Origin of the sequence: Verrucosispora sp. FIM060022 (genome assembly GCF_003977705.1) — a bacterium.
Classification (GTDB): Bacteria; Actinomycetota; Actinomycetes; order Mycobacteriales; family Micromonosporaceae; genus Micromonospora; species Micromonospora gifhornensis.
Map to the genome: position 1 here is coordinate 745005 of NZ_RQIV01000002.1, position 16986 is coordinate 761990.

The window sequence follows — 16986 nt, forward strand, 5'->3', positions numbered from 1 at the left end:
ATGATTAACAGGTTGTTGGTCGCCAACCGGGGGGAGATCGCCCGCCGGATCTTCGCCACCTGCCGAGCGCTCGGCATCGAGACGGTGGCCGTGCACTCCGACGCGGACGCCGACGCGCCCTTTGTCGCCGAGGCCGACCAGGCGGTACGCCTGCCCGGCAACAGCTCCGCCGAGACGTACCTGCGGATCGACCTGATCCTGGGCGCGGCCCGCCGCTGCGGGGCGGACGCGGTCCATCCCGGCTACGGCTTCCTCGCCGAGAACGCCGACTTCGCCACGGCGGTGGCCGACGCCGGCCTGACCTGGGTCGGCCCGCCCGCCAAGGCGATCGCCGCGATGGGCGACAAGCTGGCCGCCAAGACGCTGCTGGCCGAGGCCGGGGTACCCATGCTGCCCAGTTGGACCGAGGCGGACCAGGTCACCGACTTCCCGGTGCTGGTCAAGGCGTCCGCCGGGGGCGGCGGGCGCGGGATGCGGATCGTCCGCGACCCGGCGGGCCTCGCCGAGGCCGTCGCCGGTGCGCGCCGCGAGGCGGCGTCGGCGTTCGGCGACGGCACGGTCTTCATCGAGCGGTACGTCGAACGGGGCCGGCACGTCGAGGTGCAGATCGTCGGCGACCGGCACGGTACGGTGCTCGCCCTCGGCGAGCGGGACTGCTCGATCCAGCGCCGCCACCAGAAAATCGTCGAGGAGGCACCGGCGCTGCTCGCCACCGAGGTGCGGGCCCGACTGCACCGGGCGGCGGTGGCCGCCGGCCAGGCCGTCGACTATGTCGGGGCGGGCACTGTGGAGTTCCTGTTCACCGAGGAGGGCGAGTTCTTCTTCCTGGAGATGAACACCCGGCTCCAGGTCGAGCATCCGGTCACCGAGGCGGTCACCGGCCTGGACCTGGTCCGGCTGCAACTGCTTGTCGCCGAGGGTGCGCCCCTGCCGCTGTCGGCGACCCCGCCGGCCCAGGGCCATGCCATCGAGGTACGCCTCTGCGCCGAGGACCCCGCCCAGGGGTACCGCCCGGCGACCGGCACCCTGCACCGGTTCGCAGTGCCCGGAGTGGCCGCCGAGTTCACCCCGCACCAGGGGTTGCGGCTGGACTCCGGGGTGGTCGACGGCTCGGTGGTGAGCGTGCACTACGACTCGATGCTCGCCAAGCTGATCGCCTGGGCACCCACCCGCGCCGAGGCGGCCCGCGCCCTGGCCGGTGCGCTCGCCCGCGCCGAGTTGCACGGCGTCACCACCAACCGGGACCTGCTGGTCCGGGTGCTGCGCAGCCCGGAGTTCGGTGCGACGCAGGTCGACACCGGTTTCCTGGACCGGCACCCGGAGGTCCTCGCGCCGCTGCTGCCGCCCACCGAGCTTCCGCTTGTCGCGCTGGCCGCCGCGCTCGCCTCGGCCGCCGCCCGTCGCGCCGCCGCACCGGTGCTGGCCGGGCTGCCGTCGGGCTGGCGCAACGTGCCCGCAGTCCCGCAGGTCACCCGGTTCACCAGCGGCGACGGCGGCGAGATCGAGGTCCGCTACCGGCTGGACCGGGCGGGCTGGCTCGCGCACTGGTCGACGTCCCCGGTGGCTGCCGACTCGACCCCAGCCACGTCGACCGAATCCGACGAGGCCAGTGCGGAGAAGCGCGAGGCGGTCACCCTGGTCGAGGCGGGCCCCGAGCGGGTCGTGCTGGAGGTGGCCGGGGTGCGGCGGGCGTACCGCGTACACCGGGTCGGGTCGGAGGTCTTCGTGGACGGCCCGGACTCCGCGGCGCGGCTGGTCGAGTCGCCGCGGTTCCCGTTGCCCGGCGCGGCGCTGGCCGCCGGGTCGCTGCTGGCCCCGCTGCCCGGCGCGGTGACCCGGGTGCACGTCGAGGTCGGCCAGCAGGTCGCCGCCGGTGACCTGCTGCTGACCCTGGAAGCGATGAAGCTGGAACACCCCGTTTTCGCCCCGACCGACGGCGTGGTCACCGAACTGCCGGTCCCGCCCGGCGGGCAGGTCGACACGGGTGCCGTGCTCGCCGTGGTCAACCCGCTTGAGGAGACAACGTGACGAACTTCGACCTCAGCCCGGAACAGGACCAGTTACGCGAGGCGGTGCGCGCGCTGGGCCGCCGATACGGTCACCGCTACTTCGTGGAGAAGGCCAAAGCCGGCGAGCACACCACCGAGCTGTGGCACGAGGCGGGTCGGCTCGGCTACCTCGGCGTCAACATCCCCACCGAGTACGGCGGCGGTGGCGGTGGGATCACCGAACTGGCCATCGTCTGCGAGGAGCTGGCCGCCGCCGGCTGCCCGTTGCTGCTGCTCGTGGTCTCCCCCGCGATCGCCGCCACCGTCATCCACCGACACGGCACCGAGGAGCAGCGCAAACGCCACCTGCCCGGGTTGGCCGACGGCTCCCAGAAGATCGTCTTCGCGATCACCGAGCCGGACGCGGGCTCGAACTTCCACCGCCTGGCCACCGTGGCCCGTCGCGACGGCGACGACTGGCTGCTGTCCGGACGCAAGTGCTACATCTCCGGCGTCGACGAGGCGCAGCACGTGCTGGTGGTGGCCCGTACCGAGGACGCGGCGACCGGCAAGCTCAAGCCCGCGCTGTTCCTCGTACCCACCGATGCGCCCGGAATGACCCGCTCCAAGCTCGACATGGAGATCGTGTCCCCGGAGAACCAGTTCCTGCTCTACCTCGACGACGTCCGGCTGCCCGCCGACGCGCTGGTCGGTGAATCCCTCGACGCCGGTCTTCCGGCCCTGTTCGCCGGGCTGAATCCGGAACGGATCACGGTCGCCGCGATGGGTGCCGGCACCGGTCGGTACGCCATCGAGCGGGCCACGGAGTACACCGCCACCCGGGCGGTCTGGGGTGGCCGGACCATCGGCACCCACCAGGGGGTGTCGCACCCGCTGGCACACGCCGCCGTGCAGGTGGAGCTGGCCCGGCTGATGATCCAGAAGGCGGCGGCGCTCTACGACGCCGGACGGGATCTGGAGGCGGGCGTGGCCGGCAACATGGCCAAGTACGCCTCCAGCGAGGCGGCTGCGCTGGCCGTCGACACCGCCGTCCAGGCCCTCGGTGGTGCCGGCATGACCACCGAGTACGGCGTGGCCACCCTGCTCGGTGCGGTACGCGCCAGCCGGATCGCCCCGGTCAGCCGCGAGATGATCCTCAACTTCGTCGCCCAACACATCCTCGGCCAGGACAAGTCCTACTGAGACCGGGAAGAAGGGCCGGGGTACGGCGGGCGACCCGAACGCCTGTCGTACCCCGGTGAATTGAACGTAACTCAGCGGCCGCTCAGTGTCGCTACCGGCAGCGGTGCCACTACCGGCGGTAGCTGCTTCCGGGCGCCGCGAACCGGCGCGCTCCGCGCGGCCATGTCGCTGCCGGACACCTGGGCCCGGATGGTCGCCGCGAACTCCGGCACCTCCTGGAAGGGCTGAATGTCACCCTTGCAGACCGTGCCCTTCCTGGGCAGCGTCAGCCGCAGCAGGTACGCGTCCATGGCATCGGTGACGCAGGCCGACGTCCCGTACGCGGTGTGCCCCCAGCTGTCGCTGGACAGCAGCCGGCTGTTCGGCAGCAGCTTCGAGGTGGACACCGCCCCGTTGTAGTTGGTGGAGGGGTCCCAGTAGTTGCCGACCACCAGCACCGGGTTGGCGGTCCGCCGGTCGAACGGACCGGTGAAGCGGTCTTCGTCGCGCACCGTCCAACTGCCCCGGGCGCAGGGCGCGCTGGTCCAGGTCCAGAGCCGACCGAAGTACGGGTCCCGCTTGTCGGCCCTGGCCGCTCGGGCCGGCCAGGAGGCGATGTCCTTCGGGTGGTTGGCGTCGGTGCAGTCCACCCCGAGGAAGGCCTCCATCATGTTGTCGTACGGGATGTCGTCGAAGCGGGCCTGAGCCAGCCACCGGCCCAGCGCGGCCCGTGCCTGTTCGCGGTCCGCCGCGGATGCTGTCGGGTCGGTCAGCCGCAGCACCTCGGCGGTCAACCACACGATGTCGCCGTCGTTCCAGGGGTAGTACAGCAACCTGAGGACGGAGCCGATGAAGCTGGTGTAGGTGAAGGTTCGCGGGCCGAGGTACGGGACTTCGAGGACCACCGGCCCGGCCTTCAGCCGTTGCATCGCCAGCTCGAACTTGGCCGCCGGGTCGCCGGGGGCCAGCGGGCAGAGGTCGGCGCCGACGCTCTTGCACCGCTTGAGGATCTCGCCGAGCGCCTTGTACGCGCCCTGCGCGCTGCGCATCCGCGACTCCTGGTCGACGTCGCCGTAGTTTGCGCCACCGATCCAGGCGGTCGCGTCCAGCACCCCGTCGATCGCCACAGCGCGAACCCGGTCGGGGAACATGTTCGCGTAGTACTGCCCGAGGATGCTGCCGTAGCTGTATCCCAGGTAGGTCAGCTTCTTGTCGCCGACGGCCCGGCGCAGCACGTCCATGTCCCGGGCCACCTGGGCGGTGGACATCGCGCCACTGATCGGCTTGCCCGTGATGGAGCAGGCCTTGCCGACGGCGACCGAGGACGCCACGTACGCCTTCTCCTCCGCCTTGGTGTACGGGAAGGCGACGTTCAACCCCTCGTACGCCCGGGTCTGTTCCTCGACCGACCTGAAGCACCTGATCGGGTTGCTGGCACCCACCCCACGTGGGTCCATCCCGACGATGTCGAACCGCTCCAGCAGCACGTCACTGAGGAAGTACGGCGAGGCCAGGACGGTGGCGATGGCCGGGACTCCGGGGCCACCCGGGTTGATGAAGAGGCTGCCGATCTTGCGCTTCTGGTCGCGTGCCTTGACCCGCACGACTGCCACCTGGGTGGTGGGGCCCTTCGGGTCGTCGTAGTCCAAGGGCAGGTCGACCGTGGCGCACTCGGCGCCCTCGTCGCACTCCGCCCAGTTCATCTTGGGAGTGGGTACCCGGTCGACGCGCAGGCTCTCCTTGATGCTTGTGCGGTGCGAGACGGTCGCACCGATGGCGATCGGGGCGGCAGCGGCGGGTGCGACCGCCATCCCGGCGAGCAGTACGCCGGTGATAGCCGCTGCGGCCAGTGTCCGGGCTGGTCGTGGCATAGGGACGCCTTCCGGTGGGGTGAGGGACACGTCGAGTCGATGCTCGACCCACGACCACTTTAGATACTCAGAACTCATTGCTTTACCGGACAAAGGCGGCCCGTCCTGGCATTCATTCGGACGAATGTAACAACCTGTTCATCAGATGAGCTGTATTCAGCGGCACGATGCCGAGAGTTTTCCCAATCATGGGAAGTCCGTAGTTGACAGACCGGCGATCCCCGACATTCTGGACGAGTGAAACGCTTCTCCGACGCCCGAACCGTCGCGGTGGTCGCCGCCATCGCGGCCTGCTGGTTACTGGCGTCGCTGGTCGCCGGACGCCGACAGGATCTACTCGGCGTGGCGATGGCGCTGCTCTGCGTCCTGCTCGCCACCGTCGCCGGAGTGGCTGTCGCTGCCGCCCGTCAACAGGATGCCGCCGTTGCGTCCGATCCCGCGCCTCCACTCGGGCCCGCCAACGCCGCGCCGCCGGGCGTGGACGCCGACACGCTGGAGACGTTGGGCGACCGCGACGCAGTCCGCGCGATGCGGGCCCGCTACCGAACCGACGGCGACCAGTGACCGGGCATCCGCCCGCACACCGGTCGCGCCGCCCGGTCAGTTGCCGGTGAGCGTGGGCGAGGCCAGTCCGTCCAGCCCACGTCCGGCCAGGCAGCGATACGTGGGGTCGACCTGCGCATCGGCCGGAGGCAGCACCTCCAGGTTCCAGCCGGTCGTCGTACGCCCCCCGCTGATCAGCCGGAACGTCTCCTCGTTGCAGACCCGCCGGACAGCCGGATCGGCCACGATCTCGTCGTGGTCGGCGTCGACCAGCGCGGCAGGCAACTCACCCTGGGCGTAGCTCTCCCAGGTGTGTCGGCTGTCGCACGGCACCCGGCTCGCCTCGGCCCGTTGACCCCGCACCTGCACCGGCCCGAAGCACTCCAACTCCTCTGCACAGCGGGCCCCGCTGGGCAGCGCCTGCGGCACGGCGGCACAACCCGGCCGAAGTACGCCGGTCGCCGAGGGGCGAGCGGGCAGGGTCGGCTGCGTCGACGGCAGACCACCGGCGGCCCAGGCGCCGACCCCGGCCGACGCGGCCAACGCGGCAACGCCCGCCATGCCGAAGAACCAGCGTCGCCGACGCTGCCGGCCGGAGTCGCCGGAGACCGCGGCGGTGGGCGGCGGGTGGGGCGGACCGGCGGCGGCGTACCGACCGCCACCGAATCCGATCGAGCTGTCCTGGGCGTATCTGCCGGGAGCACCCAGGGAGAGACTGGCCAGCAGGTCGCGCAACTCCGCGGCGGACGGCCGCTCCCCCGGATCGTTGGCCATGCCCACGCGGAGCACGTCCATCAGGTCCTCCGGCACCCCGGGCAGGCTGGGAATCGGCTGATGGAACATCTCCAGCACGGTCACCAGGCTCGGGTTCCGCTCGGCCTGCCAGCGGGGCGGCCGACCGTGCATGACCGCATAGAGCGTGGCGCAGAGCGCGTACACGTCGACGGCCGGCGACGGCGGACTGTGATTGAACATCTCCGGTGGCGCGTACGCCGGGGTGAGCACCTCCAGGGCGACCGAGGCGTCCCGCATCTCGGCGACCACCGCCAGACCGAAGTCGGCCAGCACCGCGCTGTTGAAGTGCGAGTAGAGGATGTTTGCGGGTTTCACGTCGCGATGCAGCACGCCCGCGCCGTGCGAGTGGGCGATCGCGTCGGCGATCTTGACACCGAGGTCACGGGCCTCGACGGCATCCAGCGGCGAGGTACGCATCCGCTCGGCGTACGACCCGTCGCAGAGTTCCATGATCAGGTAGGGGTGCTGGTCGATGGTGACGCCGACGTCGAACAGATCCACCACGTGCGGGTGTGACGACATCCGACCGGCCGCCCGCGCCTCGCGCAGGAAACGCGCCTGGTCCCGCTCGCTGGCCAGGGTCCGATTCTCCACCTTGACCGCGACCTCACGACCTACCGAGATCTGAGTGGCCCGGTAGACCGTCGCGTAACCACCCCGGGCAAATACCTGCAAATCAGTCAGACCAGGCACAATGGGCATCGGCAAGGAGCCGGGCGGCGTGTCGGTCACGGTATCGAAAATACCCAACCGCACCGTCCGCTCAATGAACCGCATCGGCAGACGGCTCCACGTTCGACGTTCCCGCCCCGCCGCGCCCGCCCGCATCCGCAGCTTCGCCAGCCCGCCGGGCATCCCACCAGAGGCCCGCGGCGGTGGCCAACGCGCCCACGCCTTCCCAGGCCGCCACGCCGAAGAACGCGCCCGGCGCCACGTCGGCCAGCACCGCGAGCGTGAACACCGTGAACGTGACAAGCCGGAAGACCACCGTGAAGCGGTAGAACGCCCGCCACTCGGTGGCGGTGGCGAGCAGGTAGTAGACGCCCATGTTGAACGAGGCCATCGACGAGGCGGTCACGAAGACACCCGTGTAGTCGCCGGCCGTACGGGTCTGCGGAATCTCGAAGCCGAGCATCCCCAGCAGCGTCTCCGGCCAGATCAGCCCGACCGCGCCCATCAGCAGTGCCAACACGCCGAACACGGCGATCGTCCAGCCGGCAACCGAGCGCGGCAGCCTCATCTTCAGCCCTCCCCCTTGACGGCCCAGCGACCACGTCGACAAACGCGGGCAACTGCACGGTAACCGTCGGCGTTACGAATCACATCACCGAAACCGACACACCTGCAGCTGCCGTACCAACCCGCCGCAGCAGGGACGGGTCAGCCGGCGGCGCGTAGCCGGGCCAGCAGGGACTCGGCGGCGGCGCGCTCGCTGCGCTGCTCGGTGGCGTACGCCAGGCGGACCGCCTCCTCGGCACGGGCCGTCGCCTCGGCCGGGCGACCACACGCGGCCAACGCCTCGGCGAGCACGCTCACCGCGATCACCTGACTGCGGACGTCCTCCGCGGGCACCTGCACCGCCCGCCGGGCCCAGTCCAACGCCTGCTCCCGCTGTTCGTGCGCGAGCAGCGCCGAGGCGTACCGCGCCATCGACTGCCGGCGGGCGAACAGCAACGAGGGCGTACCCGCCGCAGCGGTGGCGACCGGCGCGAGCAGCCCGACCGCGGTACCGGAGTCGCCGGCCGCCAGCCGGGCGGTCGCCAGCAGCACCCGGGGCGCCACCTGTGCGGGCGCCTGCGGGTTGTGCGGCTCGACGCTGGTGAGCACGGCCCGGGCGTCGCGTTCGGCAGCGCTGACGTCGCCCATGTCCAGCGCCACGAAGCCCCGCAGGGTGCCGGCCATCCCGGTGAGCAACGGGTGGCCCGTGCGGTGGGCGTAGGCCATCGCGTCGGTGAGCAGGTCGGCGGCGTGCTCCGGCTCGCCCAGCCCGCGGGCGACCACCCCGCGTACGACCAGGGCGAAGCCCTGCCCCCACTCGTCGGAGGCGGCGGCGAACTCCCGGTACGCCCGCCGGGCCTCCCGATCCGCATCGGCAAGGTCACCGAGTTCGGCCTTGGCGTACGCGTCGACGGCCCGCAGGGTGCCCACCGCCCACGACTCGCCGACCCGCTCACCGAACGGCAGGAAGATCCGGGCCAGCCGGTGCGCCTCCCGTAACCGGCCGGCGAGCAGCCGCGCGAAGGCGGTGGTGCCGCGCAGCCAGGCCCGGCCGTACGGGTCCTTGAGCTCGGCGAAGAGTCGAGCCGCCCGTCCGAGGACGGCGTCCGTACCGGCGAAGTCCCCTCGGGTGGTGGTCACCCAGGCCAGGTTCTGCAACGACCAGGCCTGCCCCCGGCGGTCCTGTGCCGCCAGGCTGACCTGGTACGCGGCGGCCAGCCGACTGCTCGCCTGACCCAACCGGCCGGCGAGGAAGTCCGCCATGCCCAGTCGCCGCATCGCCGACGCCCGCAGGGCGGCCAGGTCGGCGTCGGTGGCCACCTGCAACGCCTCCCGCCAGTAGGTCTCCGCCCGCTGCAGGTCACCCATCACCTGCTGGGCCTGCCCGGCGAGCAGCAGCGCGCTGACCCGGGTCGCCGCCTGGTCCCCGGCGTTCGCCGCGATCTTCTCGGCGTAGGCCAGCGCGTCGGCGGCCTGCCCGACCTGCAGCAGCGCCCGGGCGTGGACCACCCGGTCGGCACCCGGCACCTCGCCCCGGGCCAGTGCGGCGGCACGCTCGGCGTACTCGACGGCCAGCGCCGGCTCACCCTCCTGCAGCGACCGACGCGCGGCGCGGCCGAGCGCGGCGACGCCCAGCGGCGCGACCGCCCGGGCCGGCGCGTCCGGACGCAGAGTGACCGCGTCGGCCAGCGCGGTCGCCCGTTCGACGTGACCTGCCACGAAGTCGTCCCGGGCGGCATCGGCGAAGCCGCCCGGACCACCCGATCCGCTCTCCGGCGGCGCCGCCCAACGGGCCAACGCGGCGTGCCGTTCGGCCAGCTCAGCCTTGCTTATCCCGGAGTACGCCGCCTCCCGCATCAGCGGTGTGGCGAACGCGTAGCCGGTCCGGGTGCGGTGCAGCATGCGGCGTTGCAGCAACTCCTCCACCGCCCGCTCCTGCTCGACCGCGACCACCGCGGCCGGCCGGCCGGCCCGACCGGCGCGTTGCTCCCACAGCGCCTCCAGCGCCCCGTCGGGCACCGTGTCACCGACCACCGCCGCGTCCCGCAGCACCGCGCGGGCCTCCGGCGGCAGGGCGTCGATCCGAGCCGCGAGCACGGCCGCCAGGTCGCGGGAGAGCAGCCGGCTGCCGAGCGAGCCGGGCACCAACCGCCAACTGTTGCCCGCCCCGGCGGTCAACGCGCCGCGTTCCATCAGCAGGGTGACCAGTTCCGCCAGGTAGAAGGGGTTTCCCTGGGCGGTGGCGAGCAGTCGGTCGGCGTCGGCCTGGGGCAGCCGTCCGCCGTTGAGATAGCTGGTGAGCAGGCGGGCCGCGTCGGCGCCGCGCAGCGGCGGCAGCGCGTGCACCTCGGCGTCCGCGACCCGGGTCAAGGTGCCGGCGGTACGCACCAGTTCGGGCCGGCCGAGCAGCAGCACCAGGATCGAACCGTTGAGCCGGGAGAGGGTGACCTCCAGCGCCCGGATCGTCTCGCTGGTGGCGTCGTGCAGGTCGTCCACCACCACCATCAGCGGCGCCTCGGCGGCGAGCGCGCTGAGCAGATCCGCCACCGCGTTGGGCACCGCCTCGGCGTCGGGCGGCGGAGAGTTGCTCCAGTCGACCTGGTCGGTGCCGGTGGGCAGTTCCGCGTACCCGAGCAGGGCCAGCAGCTGGTCGACGGCGACCGGGGCGGGATCGGGGCGGAACCGGCTGAGTCGCTGTCCGAGCCGCCGCAGCCGCTCCTCCACCGCCGCCCGGGTGACCGCGGTGGCCGTGTCGTTGGGCAGGCCGGCAGCGGCGCGTACCAGGTCGGCGAGGGGAGCGAGCCGGCGGCGCTCGCCGAACGCGGCACACCGTACCGACAGCACCCGGGCGCCGGTGTGGGCCGCGTACCGTCCGGCCCCCACGTCGTAGCCGGCGGCGAGACGTTCCACCTCGGCGGCGAACCGGGACTTGCCGATGCCCGCCTCGGCGGTCATCAGCAGCACGCGGGGCTCACCCCGGTCGATCACCTCGGCCAGTCGCCCGGCGACCCGACCGATCTCGGTCTCCCGACCCACGTAGGGTGCCTCGTCACCGAGACCGGAGCGGGTGCCCGGGGCGTCCAGCAGGCCGAGCAACTCGTACGCCTCGACCGGCTCGCGCTTGCCCTTGAGCCGCAACGGCCGCAGCGCCCGCCAGCTGGCCACGTGCCGGGTGGCCGCGGCGGTGCGCGCCCCGGCGTAGACCGCGCCGACGGCGGCGGCGTCGGCCAGCCGGGCGGCGGTGTTCACGGTGTCGCCGATGACGGTGTACTCGATGGCGGCCTGGATGCCGGCGATCACGTCGCCGGTGTTCAGGCCGACCCGCAGGCCCAGCGGTGCGCCACCACCGCGCTCGTCGTCGAGCACCCGGCGCACCGCCCGCTGCATGGACAACGCGGCGCGCACGGCCCGCTCGGCGTCGTCCTCGTGGGCCACGGGCGCACCGAAGACCGCCATGATCCCGTCGCCGGTCAGCTTGTCGACGTGCCCACCGAAGGTCTTCACCGCCCCGGCGAGGGAGGCCAGCACCCGGTCGGTGACCGCGCCGACCCGCTCCGGGTCGAGATCCTCCGACCAACTGGTGAAGTCGGACAGGTCGCCGAAGAGCACGGTCACCACCCGGCGCTCGGCGGCCGGCAGGGTCGCGGCGGCCGGCAGCGCGGCACCACAGTTGTGGCAGAACCGGCCACCGGGTACGGCGACGGTTCCACAGACCGGGCAGGTCACGGCGTGTCCAACCCCACGCCGTCAGCGCCGGTGTCCCGGCCCAGATACTCCAGTTGGGCGCGGACCGACCACTCCGCCGCCCACCACAACGACCGGTCCACGTCGGCGTAGACCTTCGCGACCACCTCCGCCGCGGTCTGCGCACCCTCGTCGAGGGCCGCCCGGACCTGGTCGAGCCGGGCCCGCCGGTGGGCGAGGTAGAACTCGGCGGCGGCACCGCAGTCGGCAAGCGCCGGGCCGTGTCCCGGCAACGCCGGGATCCCCCGGTACGTCGAGAGCAGTTCCAGGCTGGCCAGGTAGTCGCCGAGGTGGCCGTCCGGGTGGGCGACGACGGTGGTGCCTCGGCCCAGGATGGTGTCGCCGGTCAGCACCACCTGCCGGCCTTCCCGCTCGACCAGCAGGCAGATCGAGTCGGCGGTGTGTCCCGGGGTCGGCACCAGCCGGATGGACAGCCCGCACCCGTCGCCGCCCAGTTCGACGCCGGCCGGTTCGTCGCCGGTCAGCCCGCCGAAGGCCGGTTCGTCGCCGGCCAGGGGCGGGGCGGCGATGCTGTACGCGGGGTCGACGGCCCGGACCGGCACCCCGTCGAGCAGTTCGTGCAGCCGCGGGGAGCCCTCGGTGTGGTCGGGATGCCCGTGGGTGATCAGGACCAGCCCGATCGGCCCGAGCGCGGCGATCGCTGCCAGGTGCCCCTCGTCAGCCGGCCCCGGATCGACCAGGACGCCGTACGCCGCACCGGGAGCCCGCAGCAGCCAGGTGTTGGTGCCATCCAGCGTCATCACGCCCGGATTGGGCGCGCGTAGCAACGTCACCCACTCCGGCAGTTCGCTGGCGAGGGCGGTCACCGCCCCCGTCACATGCCCTCCCATGGCTGCGATCGTACGACCCCGCCAACCCGCCCCCGCGATCTTGCACTTTCAGTCCCCGATTCGCCCCTGATTAGCGCGTTTCGTCCCGACCGAAAGTGCAAGATCGCGGGAGAGGGAGCGGGGTCAGGCGACCTCGACGATTACTTCGACCTCGACGGGGGCGTCGAGGGGGAGTTCGGCGACGCCGACGGCGCTGCGGGCGTGGCGGCCGGCTTCGCCGAAGACGGCACCGAAGAGGTCGGATGCGCCGTTGATGACGGCGGGCTGGCCGGTGAAGCCGGACGCGCTCGCGACGAAGCCGGTCAGCTTGACCACCTTGACGACGTTCTCCAGGCCGACCAGCGCGTCGATCGCGCCGAGCGCGTTGAGCGCACACTGCTGGGCGAGCTGCTTGGCCTGATCGGCGGAGACGCCGGCGCCGACCTTGCCGGTGGCCAGCAACTTGCCGGCCGAGATCGGCAGCTGCCCGGAGACGTAGACGTGCTGGCCGGACTGCACCGCCGGCAGATAGCTGGCCACCGGCGGCACCACCTCCGGCACCGCCAGCCCGAGCTCCGCCAGCTTGGCGTGCGGCCCGCTCACGCCTTCGGCCGCTTCAGGTACGCGACGAGCTGCTCGGGATTCGGTCCGGGTACGACGGAGACGAGTTCCCATCCGTCCTCACCCCAGTTGTCGAGGATCTGCTTGGTCGCGTGGACCAGCAGCGGGACGGTGGCGTATTCCCACTTCTGCATCGTCGGAGAACTCCCTCGGTGGCATGGACACTTCGGGCCACAGCCTACGGTCCACCGCTCGGCTCGGAGGCGGGACGCGGTTCGGGTGTGGTCGGCAGGTCCCCGCAGGGGCCCCGATGGTCGTACGGCTGGGGGCAACGCGTGCGGTCGGCCAGCAGCAGATCGCAGAAGACGCGGTGGCGGTTGTTCTGGTCGTCGGCGGTCGACACCTCGGTCTCCCCCGCGTCCAGCTCGGGCAGGAAGTTCAGGGAGGTGGCCACCCGGCCGGCCAGGGTGGTCGCGGCGGCCAGGTCGGTCACCTTGATCGGCAGATGGATGACGTACCCGGGGCTCTCCTCGTCCCGCCCACCGGCCGGCTCCAGGCCCGGCGGATCGACCGGACGCCGATAGGACCGCTCGTTGACCGGCAGCCGGCCCAGGGCACCGACCCCGACCGGCCGGCCGCCCCCGCGTGCCCCGGACGGGAACTGGGCTCGGGGGGTGTTTTCCGTGTCGCGCATGCGCTTCCTCCGGGCGTCGTACCTGGTCACGGCACCCCCGACGATCCGGAGCCGCTGCCTCCGACCCCGGCCCCGGACGTGCCGGAGCGACCGTAGGACGGCCCGCAGGTCCCATCAACCAAGACGCGCGCGCCAGGGGCGTTCGGTCGCATTTGTGACACCTGTCCAGCAGTACGGTGATCGCGCCCGCGCCCGACAGACACCACGCCCCCCGCAGTCCCCACCCGGACCGCTACCCTTCCCGTCTGGACGGGCACCCTGCCCGGCCGCCCGATCCCATCGCTCGCCGACGCCCCGCGGCGATGCGCCCATACCGGGGGGACGCGATGACCCAGCCACCCACCAGCGGCCCGACCGGCCCCACGGAACTACCGCCGCCCCCGCCCACCTCGCCACCCCCGCCCGGTTATCCCCCGCCCGGCTACCCGCCGACCGGTTACCCGCCGCACGCGGCACCGGCCGGCCGGCCGCCCCGCAAGCGCGGTGCCCTGCTGGCCGCGCTCGCGCTCGCGGTGGTGTTGGTGCTCTGCGCCGGCGGCGGCGTGGCCGCGTTCCTGACGGTGCGTAACGCCGAGTCCGGCGAGGGCGCACCCGAGCCCTCCGTGGCGGTGGACGAGTTCCTCACCGCGATCTACCAGGAACGGGATGCGGCGAAGGCGTCCCGCCTGGTGTGCAGCTCCGCCCGGGACCAGCAGAAGATCCGCGCCAAGGTCGCCGAGGTCGAGGAATACCTGTCGGCTCACCAGAGCCCCCGGTTCCGCTGGGACACGCCGAAGGTGGACAACGAGACCGGTGACCGTGCCACGGTCACCACCACGGTGACGGTGACCACGGCCGACGAGAAGATCGCCAACCAGGATCTGCGCTTCACCGTGATCCGCAAGACGGGCTGGTGGGTCTGCGAGGTCGCCTGAGCCCGCCGGATGGATAGGCTCGACAGGTGGGAGCAACGCAGCGACCGGCCGACCGGGCCGGCACCGATTGGCCCGCCCGCCTGCACGTGGTGACCGGCAAGGGCGGCACGGGCAAGACCAGCGTGGCTGCCGCGCTGGCCCTGGGCCTGGCCGCCGGTGGGCGTCGCACCCTGCTGGTCGAGGTGGAGGGGCGTCAGGGCATCGCGCAACTCTTCGGCACGCAGCCGTTGCCGTACGCCGAGCGGCACCTGGTGGACGCACGCGACGGCGGCGAGGTGTACGCGCTGGCGGTGGACGCCGAAGAGGCGCTGCTGGAATACCTGGACATGTTCTACAAGCTCGGCGCGGCCGGCCGGGCGCTACGCAAGCTGGGTGCGATCGACTTCGCCACCACCATCGCCCCCGGGCTGCGCGATGTGCTGCTCACCGGCAAGGTCAAGGAGGCCACCACCCGCACCGCCGACGGGCGACGGGTGTACGACGCCGTGGTGCTGGACGCCCCACCCACCGGTCGGATCGGCCGATTCCTGAACGTGACCGCCGAGACCGCCCGGCTGGCCAAGGTCGGCCCGATCAAGACCCAGAGCGAGGGGGTCGCGGCGTTGCTGCGTTCGCCGATGACCGCCGTGCACGTGGTGACCCTGCTCGAAGAGATGCCGGTGCAGGAGACGATCGACGCGATCGGAGAGCTGACCTCGCTCGGCTTCGGCGTGGGCAAAGTGATCATCAACGCGGCCCGACCGCCGCTGCCGACGGGACAGCTGGTCACCGAGGCGGAGCTGGAGCACGGGCTGCGCGCCGCCGGCCTGCCGGTCGAGCAGCGGCTCGTCGCCGGCCTGCACGACGAGGCACGTGACCAGGTGATCCGCCGGGAACTGGAGGATTCGCTCCGCGCTGACCTGGTGGAGTTGGGCATACCGCTTGTGGAGTTGCCCCTGCTGCCCGGTGGGATGGACCGAGCCGGCCTCGACGTCCTCGCCGCAGCCCTGTTGAGGGGCGATTGACTCACACCTTGACGTCGGGCTGACACGTCAGCGGGGTTGGCCCGATACGCTCGATTGGTGCCTTCCGACAACGCCGCGCCACCGCTGGACGTCGACCAGATCCTGGCCGACCCCGGCGTACGGATCGTGGTCTGCTGCGGGGCCGGCGGAGTGGGCAAGACGACCACGGCCGCAGCGCTCGCGCTCCGTGCGGCCGAACAGCACGGCCGGCGTACGGTGGTGCTCACCATCGACCCGGCCCGGCGGCTGGCCCAGTCGCTCGGCCTGACCGAGCTGGACAACACGCCCCGGCAGGTCAAGGGGATCGACGTCGAGGCCAGCGGCGGCGAGTTGCACGCCATGATGCTGGACATGAAGCGCACCTTCGACGATGTGGTGCTCGCGCACACCGACCCGGCGAAGGCAGCGGAGATCTTCGCGAACCCCTTCTACCAGGCGATGAGTTCCACCTTCTCCGGCACCCAGGAATACATGGCCATGGAGAAGCTGGGTCAGCTGCACGCCCGGGGCGAGTGGGATCTGATCGTGGTGGACACCCCGCCGTCCCGCTCGGCGTTGGATTTCCTCGACGCACCGGCCCGGCTGTCCCGGTTTCTCGACGGCCGGATGCTGCGGCTGCTGCTCGCCCCGGCGCGTACCGGTGGTCGGAGCATGTTCAGCCTGGTCACCGCGTCCTTCGGGATGTTCTCCCGGGTCGTGCAGAAGGTGCTCGGCACGCAGCTGTTGACCGACCTGTCCGGCTTCGTCGCCGCGTTCGACTCGATGTTCGGCGGCTTCCGGCAGCGCGCGGAGCAGACGTACCGCATCCTGCAGGCCCGCGAGACCGCGTTTCTGCTGGTCGCGGCGCCCGAGCCGGACGCGGTCCGGGAGGCCGCCTACTTTGCCGGGCGGCTACGCGAGGAGAAGATGCCGCTCGTCGGTCTGGTGCTCAACCGGGTGCACCGTCCGGCGGTGCCCGAGTTGGACGCTCAGGCCAGCCGGGCCGCCGCTGACCGGCTGCGGTCGGTCGGTGGCCACGAGGGCACGGTCGAGGTGCTGCTCGCGCACGCCGCCCTGGCCGAACAGGCGGTCCGCGAACAGCAGGTTGCCGCGCGGTTCACCGAGGAGTTCCCGCAGGTGCCGACCGTGTCGGTGACAGCGCAGCCCGCCGACGTGCACGACGTCGACGGGCTACGCACGATCGCAGCGGCGATCAGCCGCTCCTGAACGGCGGTCGGTGCGGCGATCAGTCGTTGCCGACCGCGCCGGTGGTGACGAGGATCTTGTCCTTGCCACTCTTGTCCTTGGCGTTCTTCTTCATCGCCGCTTCGAACATCTTGCGCCAACTGGCGACCTGCGGATGGCGGCGCAGCAGCGCCCGGCGTTCGCGTTCGGTCATGCCGCCCCACACGCCGAACTCGATCCGATTGTCCAGCGCGTCGGCCAGGCACTCGTACCGGACTGGGCAGCTACGGCAGATCCGCTTCGCCACGTTCTGTTCGGCGCCCTGTACGAACAACGCGTCCGGGTCCCCGTTCTGACACGCCGCCAGCGACGGCCAGTCAGTGATCATGCCCATCTGTACTCGTCCCCCCTTGCAGTACTACCGACGCCGTCGCGGGCCAGCCGGCAATTCCCCCCGATCGACCGGCACGCCTCACCC

General features: G+C 72.1%; 15 protein-coding genes. 6 read left to right on the forward strand and 9 right to left on the reverse strand.

The annotated features are described in order from the left end of the window. Together EG812_RS10010 and EG812_RS10015 are read left to right on the forward strand one after the other, a co-directional pair. Positions 1 to 2028, forward strand: a complete 2028-nt coding sequence (locus tag EG812_RS10010; protein WP_126711386.1) for an ATP-binding protein — start codon at positions 1 to 3, stop codon at positions 2026 to 2028. Then, a complete protein-coding gene (locus EG812_RS10015) occupies positions 2025 to 3191 on the forward strand; it encodes an acyl-CoA dehydrogenase family protein (protein WP_126711387.1) in 1167 nt (388 codons plus the stop codon). The genes EG812_RS10010 and EG812_RS10015 overlap by 4 nt, the downstream gene beginning before the upstream one ends. A gap of 71 nt (positions 3192 to 3262) precedes the next feature. Here EG812_RS10015 and EG812_RS10020 read toward each other — a convergent pair whose 3' ends face one another. Beyond that, on the reverse strand, positions 3263 to 5041 hold the full coding sequence (locus EG812_RS10020) for an alpha/beta hydrolase (RefSeq protein WP_126711388.1): 1779 nt from the start codon (positions 5039 to 5041) through the stop codon (positions 3263 to 3265). A gap of 237 nt (positions 5042 to 5278) precedes the next feature. On the opposite strand from EG812_RS10020, the gene EG812_RS10025 reads away from it, so the two are divergent. Further along, positions 5279 to 5605 carry a hypothetical protein gene (locus EG812_RS10025; RefSeq protein WP_013736313.1) on the forward strand — a complete coding sequence of 109 codons (327 nt, stop codon included), beginning with the start codon at positions 5279 to 5281 and terminating at the stop codon, positions 5603 to 5605. A gap of 36 nt (positions 5606 to 5641) precedes the next feature. Here EG812_RS10025 and EG812_RS10030 read toward each other — a convergent pair whose 3' ends face one another. The 7 genes from EG812_RS10030 to EG812_RS10060 all read right to left on the reverse strand — a co-directional run bounded on the left by EG812_RS10030 (position 5642) and on the right by EG812_RS10060 (position 13426). Beyond that, positions 5642 to 7111, reverse strand: a complete 1470-nt coding sequence (locus EG812_RS10030) for a serine/threonine-protein kinase (protein ID WP_043722197.1) — start codon at positions 7109 to 7111, stop codon at positions 5642 to 5644. Between the two features lie 31 nt (positions 7112 to 7142). Then, positions 7143 to 7619: a hypothetical protein gene (locus tag EG812_RS10035; protein ID WP_126711389.1), complete on the reverse strand. Its 477-nt coding sequence runs from the start codon at positions 7617 to 7619 to the stop codon at positions 7143 to 7145. A 140-nt stretch (positions 7620 to 7759) separates the two neighbouring features. Further along, positions 7760 to 11323 (reverse strand): adenylate/guanylate cyclase domain-containing protein, encoded by a 3564-nt coding sequence (locus tag EG812_RS10040; RefSeq protein ID WP_013736316.1) that lies wholly within the window; start codon positions 11321 to 11323, stop codon positions 7760 to 7762. Continuing rightward, positions 11320 to 12192, reverse strand: coding sequence for an MBL fold metallo-hydrolase (locus EG812_RS10045; protein WP_126711390.1), 873 nt, complete (start codon positions 12190 to 12192; stop codon positions 11320 to 11322). The genes EG812_RS10040 and EG812_RS10045 overlap by 4 nt, the downstream gene beginning before the upstream one ends. A gap of 123 nt (positions 12193 to 12315) precedes the next feature. Beyond that, positions 12316 to 12774: a RidA family protein gene (locus EG812_RS10050; protein ID WP_013736318.1), complete on the reverse strand. Its 459-nt coding sequence runs from the start codon at positions 12772 to 12774 to the stop codon at positions 12316 to 12318. Then, positions 12771 to 12926: a Sp36 family protein gene (gene sp36 / locus EG812_RS10055; RefSeq protein WP_013736319.1), complete on the reverse strand. Its 156-nt coding sequence runs from the start codon at positions 12924 to 12926 to the stop codon at positions 12771 to 12773. Before sp36 ends, EG812_RS10050 begins: the two co-directional genes overlap by 4 nt. Positions 12927 to 12970: 44 nt before the next feature. Continuing rightward, positions 12971 to 13426, reverse strand: a complete 456-nt coding sequence (locus EG812_RS10060; RefSeq protein WP_013736320.1) for a hypothetical protein — start codon at positions 13424 to 13426, stop codon at positions 12971 to 12973. A gap of 326 nt (positions 13427 to 13752) precedes the next feature. Between EG812_RS10060 and EG812_RS10065 the strand changes: the two genes are divergently transcribed. From EG812_RS10065 to bagB, 3 genes are read left to right on the forward strand one after another with little or no spacing between them, the layout of a single operon-like run. Further along, positions 13753 to 14340, forward strand: coding sequence for an Rv0361 family membrane protein (locus EG812_RS10065; protein ID WP_013736321.1), 588 nt, complete (start codon positions 13753 to 13755; stop codon positions 14338 to 14340). A 26-nt stretch (positions 14341 to 14366) separates the two neighbouring features. Beyond that, entirely contained in the window at positions 14367 to 15344 is a 978-nt protein-coding gene (gene bagA / locus EG812_RS10070; protein WP_013736322.1) for an ATPase BagA, read from the forward strand. A gap of 54 nt (positions 15345 to 15398) precedes the next feature. Beyond that, the gene (gene bagB / locus EG812_RS10075; RefSeq protein ID WP_199743838.1) at positions 15399 to 16550 is read left to right on the forward strand and encodes an ArsA family ATPase; all 1152 of its coding nucleotides are present in this window, start codon (positions 15399 to 15401) and stop codon (positions 16548 to 16550) included. Between the two features lie 19 nt (positions 16551 to 16569). Here bagB and EG812_RS10080 read toward each other — a convergent pair whose 3' ends face one another. Then, positions 16570 to 16902, reverse strand: coding sequence for a WhiB family transcriptional regulator (locus tag EG812_RS10080; RefSeq protein ID WP_013736324.1), 333 nt, complete (start codon positions 16900 to 16902; stop codon positions 16570 to 16572). Positions 16903 to 16986 lie beyond the last annotated feature (84 nt).

Excerpts from the sequence above, each read along its gene's own strand:
- sp36 (WP_013736319.1), bottom strand. The coding sequence starts at position 12,926 with ATGCAGAAGTGGGAATACGCCACCGTCCCGCTGCTGGTCCACGCGACC.
- EG812_RS10065 (WP_013736321.1), top strand. The coding sequence starts at position 13,753 with ATGACCCAGCCACCCACCAGCGGCCCGACCGGCCCCACGGAACTACCG.
- EG812_RS10020 (WP_126711388.1), bottom strand. The coding sequence starts at position 5,041 with ATGCCACGACCAGCCCGGACACTGGCCGCAGCGGCTATCACCGGCGTA.
- EG812_RS10080 (WP_013736324.1), bottom strand. The coding sequence starts at position 16,902 with ATGGGCATGATCACTGACTGGCCGTCGCTGGCGGCGTGTCAGAACGGG.
- EG812_RS10045 (WP_126711390.1), bottom strand. The coding sequence starts at position 12,192 with ATGGGAGGGCATGTGACGGGGGCGGTGACCGCCCTCGCCAGCGAACTG.
- EG812_RS10035 (WP_126711389.1), bottom strand. The coding sequence starts at position 7,619 with ATGAGGCTGCCGCGCTCGGTTGCCGGCTGGACGATCGCCGTGTTCGGC.
- EG812_RS10010 (WP_126711386.1), top strand. The coding sequence starts at position 1 with ATGATTAACAGGTTGTTGGTCGCCAACCGGGGGGAGATCGCCCGCCGG.
- EG812_RS10060 (WP_013736320.1), bottom strand. The coding sequence starts at position 13,426 with ATGCGCGACACGGAAAACACCCCCCGAGCCCAGTTCCCGTCCGGGGCA.